Genomic DNA, 16,839 nt, shown 5'->3' with positions numbered 1-16,839 from the left:
TCATTGGCTCCTCAGGTGTCGGACACTCGGTGCGAGCAGGGGCAGGAAGGCCGCGACGAGGAAGACCACCCCGCCGGTGAGGGCGACCCGGGTGTCGCCGAACGCGGCCGCCAGCGGGCCGACGGCGGCCTGTCCGACCGGGACTCCGACGAACGAGACGAGATCGTCGTAGGAGGAGATCCGGGAGAGCATCTCGTTGGGTACGTGCTGTTGCAGCGAGGTCTCCCAGGCCGGTCCGAACACCCCGGAGCCGGCTCCGGCGAGGGCCGTGGTGAGGACGAGCAGCCAGGCCGGGGCGTGCAGACCGAGGGCGATGACGGGCACCGATCCCAGCATCAGGAAGGTCTGGCCGGTGGCGAGCAGGCGGGTGAAGGTCAGCCGGTACATCAGCAGACCGAGCGCCAGGACCCCGACGGCCCGGGCGCTGAGCACGACGCCCCAGGCGGAGGCGCCGATGGAGTGCAGGGCGATCTCGGGTCCCAGCACACCGAAGACCCCCGAGCGGACGCAGTTGGTGACGGCGAGGGAGAGCACCACGGTCCACACCCACGTCAGGGAGCGGAATCCGGTCCAGCCGTCCCGGATGTCGGCGATGATCGAGGACCGGCCCGTGATCTTCCGTGTCACCCGGAATCTCGTCATGCAGAACGCCGCGACCAGGTAGGTCACCGAGTCGAGGGCGATCGCCCAGCCACCGCCCACCGTGGCGACGGTGACGCCCGCGAGGCTCGGGCCGAAGATGTTGACGGCGTTCTTCGTGGAGCCCATCAGCGAGTTGGCGCGCTGCTGGTGGGAGGAGGGCACCAGTTGGGGGACGATGCCGCGCATCGCGGGCATCGTGAAGGCGCTGAGTGCTCCGTTCAGGAACTCCAGCGCCATGATCGCGCCGAGTGAGTAGGCGTGGGTGATCAGCAGCGTGGCGGCCGTGCCCTGGGTGAGCGCCGCGCCCGCGTTGGACAGCCGTAGCACCCGCATGCGGGGGAAGCGGTCGGCGACCGCCCCGCCGAGCAGCAGGAACGCGACCAGTGGGACGGTCCGTGCGGCCAGCACCAGGCCGAGGTCGGCGGCCCGGTGGGAGAGCGCGAGGACGGCGAAGGCCAGTGCCACGGGGGCCATGGCGCTGCCGGTCAGGGAGACGGTCGTGCCCAGGTAGTACCAGCGGAAGGCCACCGACCGGAACAACGACTCCGGCTCGGTGACGGCTTCCCTCTGCTCCACCGCGGGCGGGTCCGTGGGTGTTCCGGCGGTCATCCTCGGGCTTCCTCCGTGAGCACGGGCAGGCGTCCGGCCGCCCGGGCCTCCTCCAGCGTGGGCGCCGATCCGTCCCGGCGACCGAGGGTGAGCGTCAGCGGTGTGCCGTCGCGGCCCGATCGCGGCCAGGCGATGCCCAGCGCGGGATCCATGGGGTTGAGGCTGTGTTCCCGGTCCGGCATGAACGGCTGGGAGCACACGTAGACCAGCGTGGACCGGTCGGCGAGGCTGACGTACGCGTGCCCGAGTCCCTCGCCGAGATAGACGGCGTGGCGGTCGACGTCGTCGAGGACCACGCCCTCCCAGCGGCCGAAGGTGGGAGAGCCCACGCGCAGATCGACCACCACGTCCCAGACCGCCCCGGAGACGCAGTGCAGATACTTCGCCTGCCCGGGCGGTACGTCGCCGTAGTGCACGCCGAAGACGCTGCCTGCCCGCGCGACCGTGACGTTCAGGTGTCCGAGGCTGAGCGGCCTGCCGACGACCGCGGTGAACTCCGGGGCGCTGTACGGCTCGACGTGCTCACCGCGCTCACCGCTCAGGACGGGCGCGGCGAAGAGCCAGGCCCCGGGGATGCTCAACTCACGCGCGTCCACCGTCCGCCTCCGTTCCGTCGGCGGGTTCGACCACGACCCGTATCCGGGCCAGCAGTTCGTCCGCCCGGTTGTTGACGCGCGCCTCGTCGGCGCCGTGGACGACGAAGTGCCCGACCCGGCCCTTGTTCGATCGCGGTCCGGCCACCGTGCTGCCGATCGGTCGCGTGACCTGCACCAGATGGACGTCTCCTCCCGGCTCCGGCATCTCGTGCAGGTCGACCAGTCGCCCGGCGGACGGCGCCACGAAGAGCCTGGACGCCGCGTGGGCGGCGCGCCGCGGCTCGACGGACACGGGGTTGCCGAGCGCGAGGTCGACGCTCGCGCGGGGCATGCTGATGCCCAGGGCGAGTTCGACCAGCACGCCGATGCGGCCGGCTCCGATGCGTGCGGCGGCCTCGATCACCCGGCAGCGCCCCTCCGGTGTCACCTTGACCTCGGTGTGCGAGACGCTGTCGGTGATCCCCAGCGCGGCGAGCGCCCGGGAGGTCTCGTCCAGGACCCGCCTCTCCGTGTCCGGGCCGAGGTGGGCGGGGAGCGAGTGGCCGGTCTCGACGCGGTGTGCGCCGGAGGTGGTGATCTTCCTGGTGATGCACAGGTGCGTGCTGTGGCCGCCCTGTGTCACCGATTCGACGCTGTACTCCTCGCCGCCGATGTACTCCTGGACCAGGATCCGCCGGTCGAGCGCCATGCCCAGGGGAGCTGTCTCCCCGCCCTGCGCCCGCGCCACCGCGAAGGCCTCCGGCAGACCGGAGCGGTCCGTCACGATGCTGACGCCGTTGGAGCCGGCGTTCGCGGCCGGCTTGACGACGACCGGCAGCGGAAGGTCGTCCGGAACGACTCCCAGCAGTGCTTCCCGGTCGTCGAGCACCAGGGTGCGGGGAGCGCCGACTCCGTGCGCGGCGAACCGGGCGGCCATGAGGACCTTGTTGCGCGGGGCGTCCGCCAGAACCGGGTCGTTGCCCGGCAGACGCAGCCGCGCGCAGACCCGGGCGGTGAGTGGGGTGAGGTACTCGTTCGCCGTGACGACGCCGTCGATCCCTTGTGTACGGACGTACTCGGTGATCGTTTCCTCGATACGGGCGTCGGCGAAGTCCACCAAGGGGTGTGCGGTCACGTCCTTCCAGACGGGGTCGTCGTCCGGTGGCCGGAGTCCGGAGGTGGCGCAGTGCACCTCGTGGCCGAGTTCGGCGGCCGTGCCGACCAGGGCCGCCGGGTCCGGGCCGCCGAGTCCGAGGACGAGGAGGCGGCTCATGCCGACGCCCGCGCGTCAGCGTGGCTGATCTGCATCCGCCTGAGGTGCCGGGTGGCCCCTCTGAAGGCGTTGCGGGAGTGCAGGATCCGCCAGTTGTCCCAGTGCACGAAGTCGTTGCGCCGGTAGTCGATGCTCACGCACTCCGCAGCGAACCGCCGCCGCACGTCGGCCAGGAAGCCGTGTACCGGGTCGTCGGCGGCGGGGATGGTCATGTTGTTGCAGGAGACCCGCAGCACGGTGGTCCCGTCGACGGCCGCGAGTACCGGGTGGGTCGCCCGTCTGGCCCGCCCGAGTCGTGCCAGTCCCTCGCCGGCCCGCCACTCGTACCGGGTCTCGCGCAGTCTCCTCTCGGTTTCCGGGGGCAGCGCGGAGAGCAGGGGGGCGGCGTCGTACAGGGTGGTCTCGCCCCCTTCGTGCGGGGTCGGCGGTGTCACGCACCACAGGACCAGGTACCGCGGTGGCAGCCCCTCGCGTTCGTAGCCTTCGGTGTGCGGTAACAGTGCTTTGCGATTTCCCGCGTAGTAAACGTCGTCCATTCCGGCCTCCGGGACGATGTCGTCCACCGTCCGCCCGAAAGGTCCGGGAAATGGTTCACCGAATGCGGTCAGGAACTTCTCGTACTCGAATCCGTCGGGTACATCGGTCACATACACGTATCCGTGCCGGTCCAGCAATTTCAGGTATCGCCGCCGAAGATCCTCGTCGATCGTCGATGTCTCCCCGGAGCCCGCGAGGGACAGGACACTGGTGGGTGGGCGCTTCATGTCGCCTCCTGGACTGGGTTGCCGTCGGTGCGCGCCTGCCGGCCGGGTCCGGTGCGTCGGCCCGCGTGTGCGGCGGGCCGGCGCACCGGATGCACGGCTCGTGTGATCAGTGGTCGTAGCTCATGGCGATTCCCCCTCTCCGGCTCGAGTCGAGGCATCACAGGCGTGCGCGGCTGTGCCTTGGACCGGCGCCCGTGACATCCGTGTCACCGCCGACGACCGTGTCGAGTCAGCGGTGGAAGGTGACCGGCAGCAGGTCCATGCTGCGTACCGTGGCCGTCGTCCGGCGGACCGGGCGGCCGGCGAGGCGCAGATCCGGCGCTTCCATCAGGGCGCGCAGCACCTCCCGGATCGCCAGGTTGCCGAACACGGTGCCGAGGCAGCTGTGCATGCCCCAGCCGAAGCCGAGATGGCGATTGGGGGACCGGGCCAGCAGCAGCTCGTCGGGGTGCGCGAACTCCCGCGGATCGCGATTGGCCGCACCGAAGAGGGTCATGACGATCTGGCCCGGCTCGATCGGCCGGCCCGCGATCTCCGTGTGCTCGACGGCCACCCGGCTGGTGCCCTGGGCCGGGCCGTCGAAGCGTACGAGTTCGTCGGGTGCGGTCTCCAACAGGGCGTGGTCGGCGCGGAGTTGTCCGAGCGCCTCCGGATGGTGCAGCAGGGTCAGCGCGATGTTGCCGATGGCCGCGAACAGCGTGCCGTAGCTGGCGTTGAACATGTTGCTCACGGAGTTGCGGATGAAGTGCGGGGGCAGTTGGGCCCGGTCCGCGGCCGCGCGGACGGCCGAGAGCACGCCGGGACGCTCGTCTCCCGCGAACCAGCCTTCGACCATCGAGTTCAGGTCGGCTCGGGCCGCGTCCCCGAGGGGAATGGTCTCCGGGTTCAAGCCCGCGTCCATCCGGCGGGCGATCCTGTCGGAGATCGTCGAGTAGTACGTGAGGTCCGGTTCCGGTACGCCGAACAGATCGGCGGAGACGGCCAGCGCGACCGGTGCGGCCACGAGGTGGATCCAGTCGAACGTCTGCCGGCCGGCGAGTTCCGTGAGGAGCCGTGCGGTCAGTTCACGGGCCCGTTCGCCGATCGCCGTCAGATCCTGGGCGCGTAACGCGCCGACGAGCACGCGCTTGAGGGGGCTGAGCCCGGGTGGATCGAGGGACTGTAAGTTCTGTAAGTGCTCGGGGACCTCGGCACCGGCCCGCCGCCGGTCCCGGGCGAACCGGCCGTGGTCCCGCAGTACCGCGACGCAGTCCGCGTGCCGGGTGACGACCCACGAACTCATCTGCTCGTGCCAGAAGACGGGGCTGTTCTCACGAAGTCTCGCGTAGAGGGGGTAAGGGTCCTCCAGCGTCTGCGCGGCCAGAGGGTCGTACACGAGCGTTGCGCTCATGCCTGGAATCCTTCCGAGTGCGGAACTCAATCACAGAGCCACCCGGCCGAATGCGCAACAGTGATTTCACAGGTCTTCGAAAGCTTCACCCTGCCCATATGGAACTTGACCGATCGGATTCCCGTCCTTTTGACATCGATGCGCTTTCCTTTGCGAAAGTATTCGGTCTCATGAGGACCGGGCGTGGTCGTCCTCCCCCTCCTCCAGCAAGCCCGCCGCCGCCCCCACGATCCGCGGGTCCGGGGTGCCGACGACCTCCTCGTCCTTGTTCGTGTAGGCGAAGCGGGCCAGGACGCTGCGCATGGCCTCTACGCGGGCGCGTTTCTTGTCGTTGCTCTTGACCACCGTCCAGGGGGCGTACGCGGTGTCGGTCTCGCGGAACATGGCGACCTTGGCCGCGGTGTAGTCGTCCCAGCGGTCCAGGGACGCGAGGTCCATGGGGCTGAGCTTCCACTGCCGTACGGGATCGATCTGGCGGATGGTGAAGCGGGTGCGCTGCTCGCCCTGGGAGACCGAGAACCAGAACTTCACCAGGTCCACGCCGTCGTCCACGAGCATCCGCTCGAACAGCGGGGCCTGACGGGTGAAGCGCAGGTACTCGTCGTCCGAGCAGAAGCCCATCACGCGCTCCACCCCGGCCCGGTTGTACCAGGACCGGTCGAACAGCACGATCTCCCCGGCGGTCGGCAGATGTTCGACGTAGCGCTGGAAGTACCACTGCCCGCGCTCGCGCTCGGTCGGCTTCTCCAGGGCGACGACCCGCGCGCCCCGGGGGTTCAGGTGCTCCGTGAAGCGCTTGATCGTGCCGCCCTTGCCGGCCGCGTCCCGCCCTTCGAAGACGATGACGATCCGGCGGCCGGTCTCCTTGATCCAGCTCTGCAGCTTCAGCAGCTCGATCTGCTGGAGCCGCTTGTGCCACTCGTACTCCTTGCGCTCCATGCGCTCGGCGTAGGGGTAGTTCTCCCGCCAGGTGTCGATCAGCGAGCCGTCCGGGCGGATCAGCACGGGGTCGTCGGGGTCGGTGTAGTCGACCTTCAGGTCGGTCAGCAGGGGCGTCATCCCCGGTCCCCTCTCAGTGGAACTGCGGCACGATCAGATAGATGCCGTACGCCACCACCGCCGCGCAGGCGAGGAAGCACAGGCCGGCCTGGGCGATGCCGAGCGTGGACGTACCACCACCGCCATCCTCCCGCGCCCCCTCGTGGCGGGCGAGGCCGAGTACGCCGAGGGCGAAGACGACGACCACGGCGACGGTGACGCCGACGCTCACCGCGGTGACCTGGCCGAGTGCGGTCCAGTCGATGCTCATGACTCGAACTCCCTTGAATCAGATCCGGCTCAGGCGGCCGTACCGACGTGCGTCGGCGGCTCGGTGCGGATGGTGACCTCGTGGGCGTCGTTGACGTTGTGCGCGCCCACCGGGTTGCGGCGGGAGACGAGCACGATGCCCGCGGCGACGGCGGCGCCGATCAGGGCGACGACCACGGTGCCGAAGTTGCCGCCGTGCTTGACCGCGGCCGCGGAGACCCCGCCGACCAGCGCGGCGGACGGCAGGGTGATCAGCCAGGCGAGGACCATACGGCCCGCGACGCCCCAGCGGACCTCCGCGAGCCGCCGGCCGAGACCGGCACCGAGGATGCTGCCCGAGGCGACCTGCGTGGTGGAGAGCGCGAAGCCGAGGTGCGCCGAGGTCAGGATGACCGTCGTGGACGCGGTCTCGGCGGCGAAGCCCTGCGGGGACTGGATCTCGGTGAGGCCCTTGCCCATGGTGCGGATGATCCGCCAGCCGCCGAGGTAGGTGCCGAGGCCGATGGCGAGACCGGCCGAGGCGATGACCCAGACCGGCGGACCGGCGTCGTGGCCGAGGGCGCCCGCGGAGATGAGGGTGAGGGTGATGACGCCCATGGTCTTCTGGGCGTCGTTGGTGCCGTGCGCGAGGGAGACGAGGGAGGCGGAGGCGATCTGGCCGAACCGGAAGCCCTTGGTCACCGAGTCCCTGCGGGCGCGGGCGGTGAGCTTGTAGGCGAGGTAGGTGGCGATGAGCGCGGCCGCGCCGGCGACGACCGGGGAGGCCACCGCGGGGATCAGGATCTTCTCGACGACCTTGTCGAAGTGGACGCCATGGGAGCCCGCGCCGACCCACACCGCACCGATGAGCCCGCCGAACAGCGCGTGCGAGGAGCTGGAGGGCAGGCCGACCAGCCAGGTCAGCAGGTTCCACAGAATCGCTCCGACCAGCCCCGCGAAGATCATCCCCGAGGTGACCAGGGTGTCGTCCACGATGCCGCCGGAGATGGTCTTGGCGACCTCCGTGGACAGGAAGGCGCCCACGACGTTGAGTACGCCGCTCACCAGGACCGCGGTCCTGGGTTTCAGTGCGCCGGTCGCGATGGACGTCGCCATCGCGTTGGCCGTGTCGTGGAATCCGTTGGTGAAGTCGAAGGCCAGGGCCGTGACGATGACGACCGCCACGAGGAACGTGATGTGGTCCATGCCTCTCATGGGAGCAAGCGCTTCCGTACGGGAGGCGAACTGGAGGCAAAGCCCGTTCCAGGACCGTGGGCCCGGCTCGTGACCATCGTGCGATGCTGGCGTGATGGTGAGCGTGGAGGATCTCGTACGGCTGCGGAAGGCGCGCGACCGGATGGACCGCGAGTACACCGAGCCGCTGGACGTTCCCGCGCTCGCCCGCACCGCGCTGATGTCCCCGGGCCACTTCCAGCGCAGCTTCCGCGCGGCCTTCGGCGAGACGCCGTACGGCTATCTCATGACCCGGCGCGTCGAGCGCGCGAAGGCGCTGCTCAGAAGGGGCGACCTCTCCGTCACGGAGGTCTGCATGGCCGTCGGCTGCACCTCCCTCGGCTCCTTCAGCTCCCGCTTCACGGAACTGGTCGGCGAGACGCCGAGCGCGTACCGGGCCCGTGACCACAAGGAGGCCGGGGAGATCCCGCCGTGCTTCGTCCGCAGGCACTCCCGGCCCCGACGGGCCTAACGTAAGTCCATGGACATCAAGCTCAAGAACTGTTTCATCGCCGTCGACGACCACGACAAGGCGATCGCGTTCTACCGGGACGTCCTGGGGTTCGAGGTGCGGGGTGACGTCGGGTACGAGGGGATGCGGTGGGTGACCGTCGGGTCGCCGCTCCAGCCGGACGTGGACATCGTGCTGGAGCCACCCGCCGCCGACCCGGACTCCTCCCCCGCGGACAAGGAGGCGATGGCCCGGCTGCTGGCCAAGGGCCTGCTGCGCGGGGTCAACTTCACCACGACCGACGTCGACGGCCTCTTCGCCCGGGTCGAGGAGTCGGGCGCGGACGTCATCCAGGAGCCGACCGACATGCCGTACGGCGTGCGGGACTGCGCCTTCCGGGACCCGGCGGGCAACATGCTGCGGTTCATGCAGCGCACCGACGGCTGAGGCACCGGGAGCGGCTCACGGACCTACGATCACCGGTATGAGCATCCGCTGGACATACGCCTTCGTGGACCGGCCCGCCGCCCGCTTCGAGGTGGCCTGCGCCTTCTGGACGGCGGTCACGGGCACGCACCTGTCCGAACTGCGGGGCGAGCGGCGGGAGTTCGTGACGCTGCTGCCCGAGGGCGGCGCCGACGCCTGTGTCAAGGTCCAGGCGGTCGCCTCGGGACCGGGCGGCGCGCATCTCGACTTCCCCGTGGACGACGTACGGAAGTTCGCGCGGGCGGCGACCGAACTCGGCGCGCGGGTCGTCGCCGACCAGGGCACGCTGATCGTCCTGCGCTCCCCCGCGGGCCAGTTGTTCTGCGCGGACCCGTGGCGCGGGCAGTCGGAGCGCCCGCCGGTGGTCCGCGGCAGCCGCCTCGACCAGGTCTGCCTCGACGTCCCGCCTTCGCTGTACGACGCCGAAGTCGCCTTCTGGACACGGCTGTTGCCGGACTGGGACTCGCTGCCGGGTTCCCTCCCGGAGTTCCACGTCCTCAAGCCCCCGCCCGGCCTGCCGATCCGGATCCTCCTCCAGCGCCTGGACGAGGAACGCCCCGCATCCGCCCATCTCGACCTCGCCTGCGCGGACATCGACACCACGAAGGCCGAACACGAGTCCCTGGGCGCCGAGTTCGTCACCGACGGCAGAACCTGGACGGTGCTGCGCGACCCGGCGGGCGGCCTGTACTGCCTGACGGGCCGGGACCCGGAGTCGGGCGGCCTGCCTACCCGGAGATGAACGCGCACGCGACGATGTGCCGGCCCCCGTCGGGGTCGACGCTGGGGCTCGGGCACATCGACTCCCACCCCTCGGGCAGCTGAGGAGTCGGTGAACTCCGCTCCCAACCGGCGGGCCCGGCCGGCTCGGTGGAGTCCCGCAGCCAGAGCGTGAGCCCGCCCGCGATGACCACGATCACCGTCCAGGCCACCACGATCCGGCGCCATAAGCGGCCACCGCTCACCCCCACGACTCCACGTCGACGACGGCGGCCACCGGGATCGGGCCGTAGACGTGGGGGAACTCCTCGGCGCCGGGCTTCATGGCCTCGTACTTGAGAGGCACGTCGAGGCGGTCGGGGTCGATGACGAGGACCACGAGGTCGGTCAGGTCGGCGAAGAACGCGGCGGCCGTGCGCGGGAGCTGCTCACGGGTGGAGCAGTGGATGAAGCCCTCCTCCTGGAGGGTGCGCCCGCGGGTGGAGATCTCGTACGTGCCCCGCGCGCGGGCCTCCTCCCACTGGGAGCGTTGCGTGAGGTGCAGGATGGGTGTCGTGGACATGGACCCACGTTAGGCCCTCAGCCGTGCCGCCCGCCCCCGCAGATACCGCTGCTCGGGCAGGCTCAGCGTCTTCCCCGCCGCCTCCTCGTACGCGGCCCGCGCCCCCTCGCGGTCCCCCGCCCGCTCCAGCAGATGCGCGCGTACGGCGTCCAGCCGGTGCCCCAACTCACCGGACAGTCCTTGGAGTTCCGTGAGCCCCGCCTCCGGACCGTGGACCATGGCGACGGCGACCGCCCGGTTCAGCCGCTCGACGGGACCCGGCACCAGGCGCACGAGGACGTCGTAGAGGCCGAGGATCTCCCGCCAGTCGGTGGCGTCCGCGGAAGGCGCCTCGTCGTGTACGGCGGCGATGGCCGCGCGCACCTGGTAGGGACCCGCGCGGCGGCGGGCCAGCGCGCCGGTGACCAGCGCGACGCCCTCCTCGATCGCGGCCTTGTCCCAGAGCGCGCGGTCCTGCTCGTCGAGCGGGATCAGGTCGCCGTACCGGCTCGTGCGCGCCTCGCGGCGGGCGTCCGTGAGCAGCATCAGGGCGAGCAGGCCGGCCACCTCGCAGTCGTCGGGGAGCAGCCGGTGGACCGTGCGGGTGAGCCGGATCGCCTCGCCCGCGAGGTCGCGCCGCTGGAGGGCGGGGCCGGAGGTCGCCGTATGACCCTCGTTGAAGATCAGGTAGAGGGTGTGCAGGACCGCCGGCAGCCGCTCCTCCCACCGGTCCGGCCGCCCGAACCGCACCCCGCGCACCTTCTGCTTGGCCCGGCTGATCCTTTGCGCCATGGTCGCCTCGGGCACGAGGTACGCCCGCGCGATCTCCGCCGTGGTCAGACCGCCGACCGCGCGCAGGGTGAGCGCGATCTGCGCGGGCGCGGTGAGCTCCGGATGGCAGCACAGGAAGAGCAGCGAGAGGGTGTCATCCTCGCGCGGCGCGCGGTCGGCGACCGCCGTGTCGCGCACGCTCAGCGCGGCCGCCCGCTCCTCCCGGGCCCGCCGCGCCTCCTCCGCCCGCAGCACGTCGGTCAGCCGCCGCGAGGCCACCCTGATCAGCCAGCCGCGCGGATTGTCGGGCACGCCTTGCGCGGGCCACTGCCCGGCCGCGGCGAGCAGCGCCTCCTGTACGGCGTCCTCGGCGGCGTCGAAACGGCCGTACCGCCTGATCAGCGCGCCGAGGACCTGCGGCGCGTGCAGGCGCAGCAGGTCCTCGACGCCGGTCCTCCCGCTCACTGGTCCACGATGTCCCCGACGCCGTCGAGGATGGGCCGGATCACCACGGGGTAGACCGGGGCGCCCTCGGGCTGGGGGCAGCGGGTGACGCGGTCGGCGATCTCCGTGACCCGCTCCAGGGACTCGCACTCCAGCACCCAGTAGCCGCAGAGCAGCTCCTTGGTCTCGCTGTACGGCCCGTCGGTGATCACCGCCTTGCCGTCCGCGCCCAGCGTGACGTGGCGGACCTTGGCGGGCTCGGCGAGACCCTGGGCGTCGATCAGCTCGCCGGTCTCGGAGAGGTCGTTGTTGAGGGCGCCCATGTAGGTGTACATCGCCTGGATCTCCTGCTCGCCCCAGGCCGGGGACTTCGCGGAGCCCTTGCCGCGCATGGCCTCGTAGTCGGCCTGCGTGCCCTGCACCATGACCAGGTACTTCATGACTGTGCTCCTTCGCTCGGCCGCCCCGGTGGGCGGCTCTCACAGGGGACGTCGGAGCCGGGTGCGGGTTCTCGACACGGGTTCAGGAGTTTTTCGCGGGCGTTTTTCCGCCGTGGTCCTCGTCGGGCTCGGCGCCCTCGGCGACGTACGCCGCGCACTCCGGGTTGTGGCAGGGGCCCGCCACCCACAGCGGGACCCAGGCGCCGAGCGTCTTGTGACGCCGTACGACGGTTCGGACGGGCTGTCCACAGGCGGGACAGACGTGCTGGTCGCTGTCCATGCCCTCAGGGTAGGACGAAGGGGGCGGGCACGCTTCCCGTTGCGCGCCGGGGATTGCGGCGGGTCGGGGTGGTGTCCGGGCGCTCCGTCTTCAGGTACTCGGTGAACTCCCCCACGACGAAGGGGTACATGAAGGACGTCTCTTCTCGTCTCTTGTCTTTGGTCAGCCGCGCGGTTCGCGCCACATCGGCCACATCTGGGGGCCGTCGGGGAGGTCGAGGGGCCGGTCCCGGAGGGCGAAGCCGAGACGCTCGTACAGCTTGCGGCTCCGTGCGCTGCTGGCTTCGAGATACGCGGGCAGGCCCTCGCGGTCGCAGCGGTCGGTGACCGAGGTGATGAGCGCGCCGCCCAGTCCCTCGCCCTGGCGGCCGGGGGCGACGCCGATCATCCAGAGGTACTCGTGGGCCCGGCCGGCGGGGTGGATCTCGCCGGTCAGGCGGCCGAGCACCTCGACGCGTTCGTTGTCCGGGTCGACGCTCTCGCGCACGGCGGCGAAGCCGTCGTCCTCGTCGTCGTGGGGTTCGGCGGGCATCGGCAGCCACAGCGCACACGCCGAGCCGTCCTCGGTGACGTCGATACGGCCGTCCGCGAGCACGATGTCGACGAACGCGGCCATCAGCCGGGGCTGGGTCGTACGGCGGTACTCCTCCTCCGGGAAGATCCAGCCGCTGACCGGATCGTCCTGGAAGGCTTCCGACAGCAGTCGGACGACCAGCTCACGATCCTCTGCGCCCGCCGTGCGTATGGCCACACCCATGCCCCACCCCTTCGTCTCAACCACCTCTGGTTGCACGGGGGTTGAGCCTATCCGGTGAAGAGGGCGATGGGCATCGAGGGGGAGGGGTGAAGAACCGGTGGGGGTCTGGGGACGCGGGGGGCGGGGCGGGTGGGCGTCCGGGGGCGGGTGGAGGGGCCGATAGGCATCCGGGGGCGGGTGAAGAGACCGATCGACATCGGGGACGCGAGGAGCGGAGCCGATAGGCATCCGGGGGCGGGTGAAGAGACCGATCGACATCGGGGGACGCGGGGAGCGGAGCCGATAGGCATCCGGAGGCGGGTGGAGCGGAGCCGATGGGTATCCGCGGGCGGGTGATGAGGCGAACGGCATCGGGGGGGGTGGGGGACCCGTGGGCCTCCTGGGCGGGTGATGAGGCCGATCGGCTTCCGGGGGGGAATCGGCCGGTCGGCATCGGGGGGCTGCTAGAGACGGGCCCCGCGCACCGTGGGGATGCGCGGGACCCGTCGAGCCGGAGCCGGCGCAGGGTGCCGCCGTGCGGGGGTCAGGTCCCGCACGGCTCCGACGGCTCCGGGGTCTTCGGGCGCTGCGACGGATCGCCCAGGGCGCCCTGTCGGTTCACTTCTCTGTGCTGTGCCGGGTCTCCTCTTGCGCTGTGCCGGGCGGCTCCCGCCTCCGTACCGGGACCCTCCCGGCGCTGTACCAGGCGGCTTGGCGCTGTGCCGGTTCGGGTACTGCGCCGGTCGCTTCAAGTGCTGGGCCGGTTCCTCAGGCTCTCCGTCGGTTCACTCAAGCGCTGCGACGGGTCACGAACTCGGCCAGGGAGAGGAGGCCGCCCGCTGCCTCCGGGTCCGGTACCGCGCGGGACAGTTGGTGCATCGCGCGGGCCATTCGTTCCGCGGCCTGGGCCTGCGCCCAGTCCCGTCCGCCGGCCCGTTCCACGGCGAGAGCCGTCCGCGCCAGGTCCTCCCCCTCGTACGGCGCCGTGTACAGCTCGGCCAGTTCGGCCGCCGCCGACGTCCCCGAGACCAGCGCGGCGACCACCGGCAGCGACTTCTTGCGGGCCGCGAGGTCCGCCCCGGCCGGCTTGCCGGTGCGGCTCGGGTCCCCCCATATCCCGATCACGTCGTCGATCAGCTGGAACGCGAGCCCGGCCTCCCGGCCGAACGCGTCCATCGCCTCGACGTCCCGCGGCCCGGCACCCGCGTACAGCGCGCCCAACGCACAGGCGCACCCCAGCAGCGCGCCCGTCTTGGCCTCGGCCATCAGGAGCACCTGTTCGAGGGTGACCTCGCCGGGACTCCGCTGCTCCATGGCCGTGTCCTCGTGCTGCCCCTCACACAGTTCGACGACACAGGCCGCGAGCCGGGCGGCGGCCGCCGGGGCCGCGGGGTGCGGATCCTCGGCAAGCAGTCGCAGGGCCAGCGCCTGGAGGGCGTCCCCGGCGAGGATCGCGTCGGCGTCACCGAACACGGTCCACGCGGTGGGGCGGTGCCGGCGGGTGGTGTCCCGGTCCATCACATCGTCGTGCAGCAGCGTGAAGTTGTGCACCAGCTCCACCGCCGCGGCCGCCCGCACCGCCGCCCCGGCGGCCGGTTCGCCGCCGAGCGCGGTGGCGGCGGTGAGGACGAGCGCCGGCCGTATCGCCTTGCCGGCGTTGCCCGCGGCCGGGGTGCCGTCGGCGTGCTCCCAGCCGAAGTGGTAGAGCGCGATCCGGCGCAGCGAACCGGGCAGCGACTCCAGGGCGGAGCGCAGCGCGGGGTCGACCACGGCCCGGGCCCGCTCCAGGATCACCCCGGCCTCGTGCCCGTCCAGGGAACGGCCGCCGACGCGACCGTCGAGCGGGCGGGGGCCGGCGGGACCGTCCATGGGTTCCCCCTCGGTCAGTCCGCCGGCGGTGGCGTCTCCGCCGGGAGCGGGCACGTTCGACCGGGGTGTACCCGCCCCGGCGGGCGGGGACACGGCTCCCAGGTCCAGAAACGTCACCTCCAGCGGCCGATCTCGACGTTCTCCAGCACTCCGAGCGCGTCCGGCACCAGGACCGCCGCGGAGTAGTACGCCGTCACGAGGTACTTGATGATCGACTGTTCGTTGATGCCCATGAACCGCACGGACAGGCTCGGCTCGATCTCGTCCGGGATGCCGGCCTGCTGGAGGCCGATGACGCCCTGGTCGGCCTCGCCGGTACGCATGGCGATGATCGACGTCGTGCGCTCGGGAGTGACCGGGATCTTGTTGCACGGGTAGATCGGCACCCCGCGCCAGGTGGGGATGCGGTTGCCGCCCATGTCGATCGTCTCGGGGACCAGCCCGCGCTTGTTGAGCTCACGGCCGATCGCGGAGATCGCGCGCGGGTGGGCGAGCAGCAGCTTGGTGCCCCGGCGGCGGCTGAGCAGCTCGTCGAGGTCGTCGGGGCTGGGCACGCCGTCGTGCGGCTGGAGGCGCTGCTCGTACTCGCAGTTGTTGAGCAGGCCGAACTCGCGGTTGTTGATCAGCTCGTGCTCCTGGCGCTCCTTGAGCGCCTCGACGGTCAGCCGGATCTGCTGTTCCGTCTGGTTCATCGGCTGGTTGTAGAGGTCGGCCACGCGCGTGTGGATGCGCAGCACGGTCTGGGCGATGCTCAGCTCGTACTCGCGGGGGCTGGCGTCGTAGTCGACGAAGGTGTGCGGGATGTCGGGTTCGCCGTCGTGGCCCGCGGCGAGCTCGATCTCCTTCTCGCCGTAGCGGTTGGACCGCTGGTCGGGGATCGACCGCTGCTCCTGGAGGTGCTCGCGCAGGGAGCCGGCGCGCTCCGCGACCTGCTCGACGTCCTGGCGGGGCAGCACGAGGACGGTGCAGGCGGTTGCCGCGCGGACGGTGAACTCCCAGATGGCGTCGGCGTCGAGCAGCGCCTGGTCGCCGAGGTAGGCGCCGTCGGCGATGACACCGAGCAGTTCGTCCTCGCCGTAGGGGCCGGTGCCGACCTTCTCCACCCTGCCGTGCGCCAGGAGGTACACCTCGTCGGTCTGGCTGCCGAAGGAGGCGATCACCGAGCCCGGGGCGAACTCCCGCTGCTGGCAGCGCTGGGCGAGTTCGGAGAGCACCTCGTCGTCCTCGTACGACCTGAGGGCGGGCAGTTCGCGCAGCTCGGCGGGGATCACCTCGACCCGGTCGCCGGTCTTCACGAAAGTGACCCTGCCGTCGCCGACGGCGTAACTGAGCCGACGGTTCACCCGGTATGTGCCGCCCTGGACATTGACCCAGGGAAGCATGCGCAGCAGCCAGCGGGAGCTGATCTCCTGCATCTGGGGTGCGGACTTGGTGGTGGTGGCCAGGTTCCGCGCGGCGGCCGTGCCGAGGCTCTGCTGCGGCCGGTCCTGCTCGGTGCGGATCTCTTCGCCTACCGACATATGGAATTGCCCTCCCGGTCATGCCCCGACGCCGAATTGCGCGGGGGCATCGATGTGCGGGACCAAGCCTTCCTCACGGGCCGCGCCGGTGCTATTACACGAAAGAGCGGGAATGGATCACCACCGAACGGGGCACATGAACGTTTCCGTCCCCCTCGGACCGCCTCCCGCCCACTCCAGACCAACTCCCGCGAGGGACTTGGCTGTGGGGTGGAGAGGGGTGGGGTGGAGAGGGTGCACATGACGAAGGGGTGAGGCGCGGGGCGCGGGACCAAGGCTGCGGGCCCAGAACCGGCGACAGCCGCTCGTGTCCGGCACGTGGGCGGGGCCCCGGCTCAGTCCGCTGCGCGGCACATGGTCAAGGCCCCGACTCAGTCCGCTGCCCGGCGCCGGGCCCGGCGCCCCCGGTCGCTCGGACCGGCGCGCGCTGACCAGTCGCTCGGGCCGGCGTCCGCTGGGCAGGGCTGCGTCGTCGGCACCGACTCACGCTGAGCTCCGACTCCGGCCGTTGCCGGCTCCCGGGGCGGCGTCCGCAGACCGGGCTACGCGGCACGAGCCCCTACGCCGACACCCCGCTCGGCCAGCGTCCAGGAGCCCGCACGCCCGCGCCCCGAGTCGAGCCCTGCACCGGCCCAGCCCGCACGCCCGCGCCGGGAATCGGGCCCTGCACCGGCCCGTCCCGCACGCCCGCGCCGGGAGTCGAGCCCTGCACCGGCCCGTCCCACACCCCCGCGCCGCGAATCGGACCCTGCACCGGCCCAACCCACACCCCCGCGCCACGAGTCGAACCCTCCATCGGCCCAACCCAC

At 71.4% G+C, this 16,839-nt stretch carries 20 protein-coding genes; 3 read left to right on the top strand and 17 right to left on the bottom strand.

Annotation, left to right across the window (positions count from 1 at the left end; all coding sequences use genetic code 11):
- The 8 genes from ABZ896_RS09420 to ABZ896_RS09385 all read right to left on the bottom strand — a co-directional run bounded on the left by ABZ896_RS09420 (position 1) and on the right by ABZ896_RS09385 (position 7,746).
- Positions 1–1,251 carry an MFS transporter gene (locus tag ABZ896_RS09420; protein ID WP_360924495.1) on the bottom strand — a complete coding sequence of 417 codons (1,251 nt, stop codon included), beginning with the start codon at positions 1,249–1,251 and terminating at the stop codon, positions 1–3.
- Positions 1,248–1,847 carry a dTDP-4-dehydrorhamnose 3,5-epimerase family protein gene (locus ABZ896_RS09415; protein WP_360924492.1) on the bottom strand — a complete coding sequence of 200 codons (600 nt, stop codon included), beginning with the start codon at positions 1,845–1,847 and terminating at the stop codon, positions 1,248–1,250. The genes ABZ896_RS09420 and ABZ896_RS09415 overlap by 4 nt, the downstream gene beginning before the upstream one ends.
- The gene (locus ABZ896_RS09410) at positions 1,834–3,099 is read right to left on the bottom strand and encodes an ATP-grasp domain-containing protein (RefSeq protein WP_360924489.1); all 1,266 of its coding nucleotides are present in this window, start codon (positions 3,097–3,099) and stop codon (positions 1,834–1,836) included. The genes ABZ896_RS09415 and ABZ896_RS09410 overlap by 14 nt, the downstream gene beginning before the upstream one ends.
- Positions 3,096–3,863 (bottom strand): TauD/TfdA family dioxygenase, encoded by a 768-nt coding sequence (locus ABZ896_RS09405; protein WP_360924486.1) that lies wholly within the window; start codon positions 3,861–3,863, stop codon positions 3,096–3,098. Before ABZ896_RS09405 ends, ABZ896_RS09410 begins: the two co-directional genes overlap by 4 nt.
- Positions 3,864–4,092: 229 nt before the next feature.
- Positions 4,093–5,253 (bottom strand): cytochrome P450, encoded by a 1,161-nt coding sequence (locus tag ABZ896_RS09400; protein ID WP_360924483.1) that lies wholly within the window; start codon positions 5,251–5,253, stop codon positions 4,093–4,095.
- 168 nt (positions 5,254–5,421) lie between these two features.
- Positions 5,422–6,312 carry a polyphosphate kinase 2 gene (ppk2, locus tag ABZ896_RS09395; RefSeq protein ID WP_360924480.1) on the bottom strand — a complete coding sequence of 297 codons (891 nt, stop codon included), beginning with the start codon at positions 6,310–6,312 and terminating at the stop codon, positions 5,422–5,424.
- A 13-nt stretch (positions 6,313–6,325) separates the two neighbouring features.
- Positions 6,326–6,562, bottom strand: a complete 237-nt coding sequence (locus ABZ896_RS09390) for a hypothetical protein (RefSeq protein ID WP_360924477.1) — start codon at positions 6,560–6,562, stop codon at positions 6,326–6,328.
- Positions 6,563–6,591: 29 nt separating this feature from the next.
- Complete coding sequence (locus tag ABZ896_RS09385; protein WP_360924474.1) at positions 6,592–7,746, bottom strand: inorganic phosphate transporter; 1,155 nt, start codon at positions 7,744–7,746, stop codon at positions 6,592–6,594.
- 103 nt (positions 7,747–7,849) lie between these two features.
- On the opposite strand from ABZ896_RS09385, the gene ABZ896_RS09380 reads away from it, so the two are divergent.
- From ABZ896_RS09380 to ABZ896_RS09370, 3 genes are read left to right on the top strand one after another with little or no spacing between them, the layout of a single operon-like run.
- On the top strand, positions 7,850–8,245 hold the full coding sequence (locus tag ABZ896_RS09380; protein ID WP_360924470.1) for a helix-turn-helix transcriptional regulator: 396 nt from the start codon (positions 7,850–7,852) through the stop codon (positions 8,243–8,245).
- Between the two features lie 9 nt (positions 8,246–8,254).
- Positions 8,255–8,671, top strand: a complete 417-nt coding sequence (locus ABZ896_RS09375; RefSeq protein ID WP_360924467.1) for a VOC family protein — start codon at positions 8,255–8,257, stop codon at positions 8,669–8,671.
- A gap of 37 nt (positions 8,672–8,708) precedes the next feature.
- On the top strand, positions 8,709–9,452 hold the full coding sequence (locus ABZ896_RS09370; RefSeq protein ID WP_360924464.1) for a VOC family protein: 744 nt from the start codon (positions 8,709–8,711) through the stop codon (positions 9,450–9,452).
- Here the strand turns inward: ABZ896_RS09370 and ABZ896_RS09365 are convergent.
- From ABZ896_RS09365 to ABZ896_RS09325, 9 genes are all read right to left on the bottom strand, one after another.
- Positions 9,439–9,675, bottom strand: coding sequence for a hypothetical protein (locus ABZ896_RS09365; RefSeq protein WP_360924461.1), 237 nt, complete (start codon positions 9,673–9,675; stop codon positions 9,439–9,441). The two genes, ABZ896_RS09370 and ABZ896_RS09365, sit on opposite strands and share 14 nt — an antisense overlap.
- On the bottom strand, positions 9,672–9,992 hold the full coding sequence (locus ABZ896_RS09360; protein ID WP_360924458.1) for a DUF952 domain-containing protein: 321 nt from the start codon (positions 9,990–9,992) through the stop codon (positions 9,672–9,674). Before ABZ896_RS09360 ends, ABZ896_RS09365 begins: the two co-directional genes overlap by 4 nt.
- A 9-nt stretch (positions 9,993–10,001) precedes the next feature.
- Complete coding sequence (locus ABZ896_RS09355; RefSeq protein ID WP_360924455.1) at positions 10,002–11,207, bottom strand: sigma-70 family RNA polymerase sigma factor; 1,206 nt, start codon at positions 11,205–11,207, stop codon at positions 10,002–10,004.
- The gene (locus tag ABZ896_RS09350; protein ID WP_360924452.1) at positions 11,204–11,626 is read right to left on the bottom strand and encodes a YciI family protein; all 423 of its coding nucleotides are present in this window, start codon (positions 11,624–11,626) and stop codon (positions 11,204–11,206) included. Before ABZ896_RS09350 ends, ABZ896_RS09355 begins: the two co-directional genes overlap by 4 nt.
- 82 nt (positions 11,627–11,708) lie before the next feature.
- Positions 11,709–11,906 (bottom strand): hypothetical protein, encoded by a 198-nt coding sequence (locus tag ABZ896_RS09345; protein WP_360924449.1) that lies wholly within the window; start codon positions 11,904–11,906, stop codon positions 11,709–11,711.
- Positions 11,907–11,910: 4 nt separating this feature from the next.
- The gene (locus ABZ896_RS09340) at positions 11,911–12,036 is read right to left on the bottom strand and encodes a hypothetical protein (RefSeq protein WP_360924446.1); all 126 of its coding nucleotides are present in this window, start codon (positions 12,034–12,036) and stop codon (positions 11,911–11,913) included.
- Positions 12,037–12,068: 32 nt separating this feature from the next.
- On the bottom strand, positions 12,069–12,662 hold the full coding sequence (locus ABZ896_RS09335; protein WP_360924443.1) for a GNAT family N-acetyltransferase: 594 nt from the start codon (positions 12,660–12,662) through the stop codon (positions 12,069–12,071).
- Positions 12,663–13,430: 768 nt separating this feature from the next.
- A complete protein-coding gene (locus tag ABZ896_RS09330; RefSeq protein WP_360924440.1) occupies positions 13,431–14,510 on the bottom strand; it encodes a family 2 encapsulin nanocompartment cargo protein polyprenyl transferase in 1,080 nt (359 codons plus the stop codon).
- Positions 14,511–14,623: 113 nt separating this feature from the next.
- Positions 14,624–16,030, bottom strand: a complete 1,407-nt coding sequence (locus ABZ896_RS09325) for a family 2B encapsulin nanocompartment shell protein (RefSeq protein ID WP_360924437.1) — start codon at positions 16,028–16,030, stop codon at positions 14,624–14,626.
- Positions 16,031–16,839 lie beyond the last annotated feature (809 nt).

The organism is Streptomyces sp. NPDC047072 (assembly GCF_040643855.1).
In the GTDB taxonomy this organism is placed as follows: domain Bacteria; phylum Actinomycetota; class Actinomycetes; order Streptomycetales; family Streptomycetaceae; genus Streptomyces.
The sequence above is the reverse complement of the archived record's forward strand: the minus strand, read 5'-3'. Positions and strand labels throughout refer to the sequence as shown.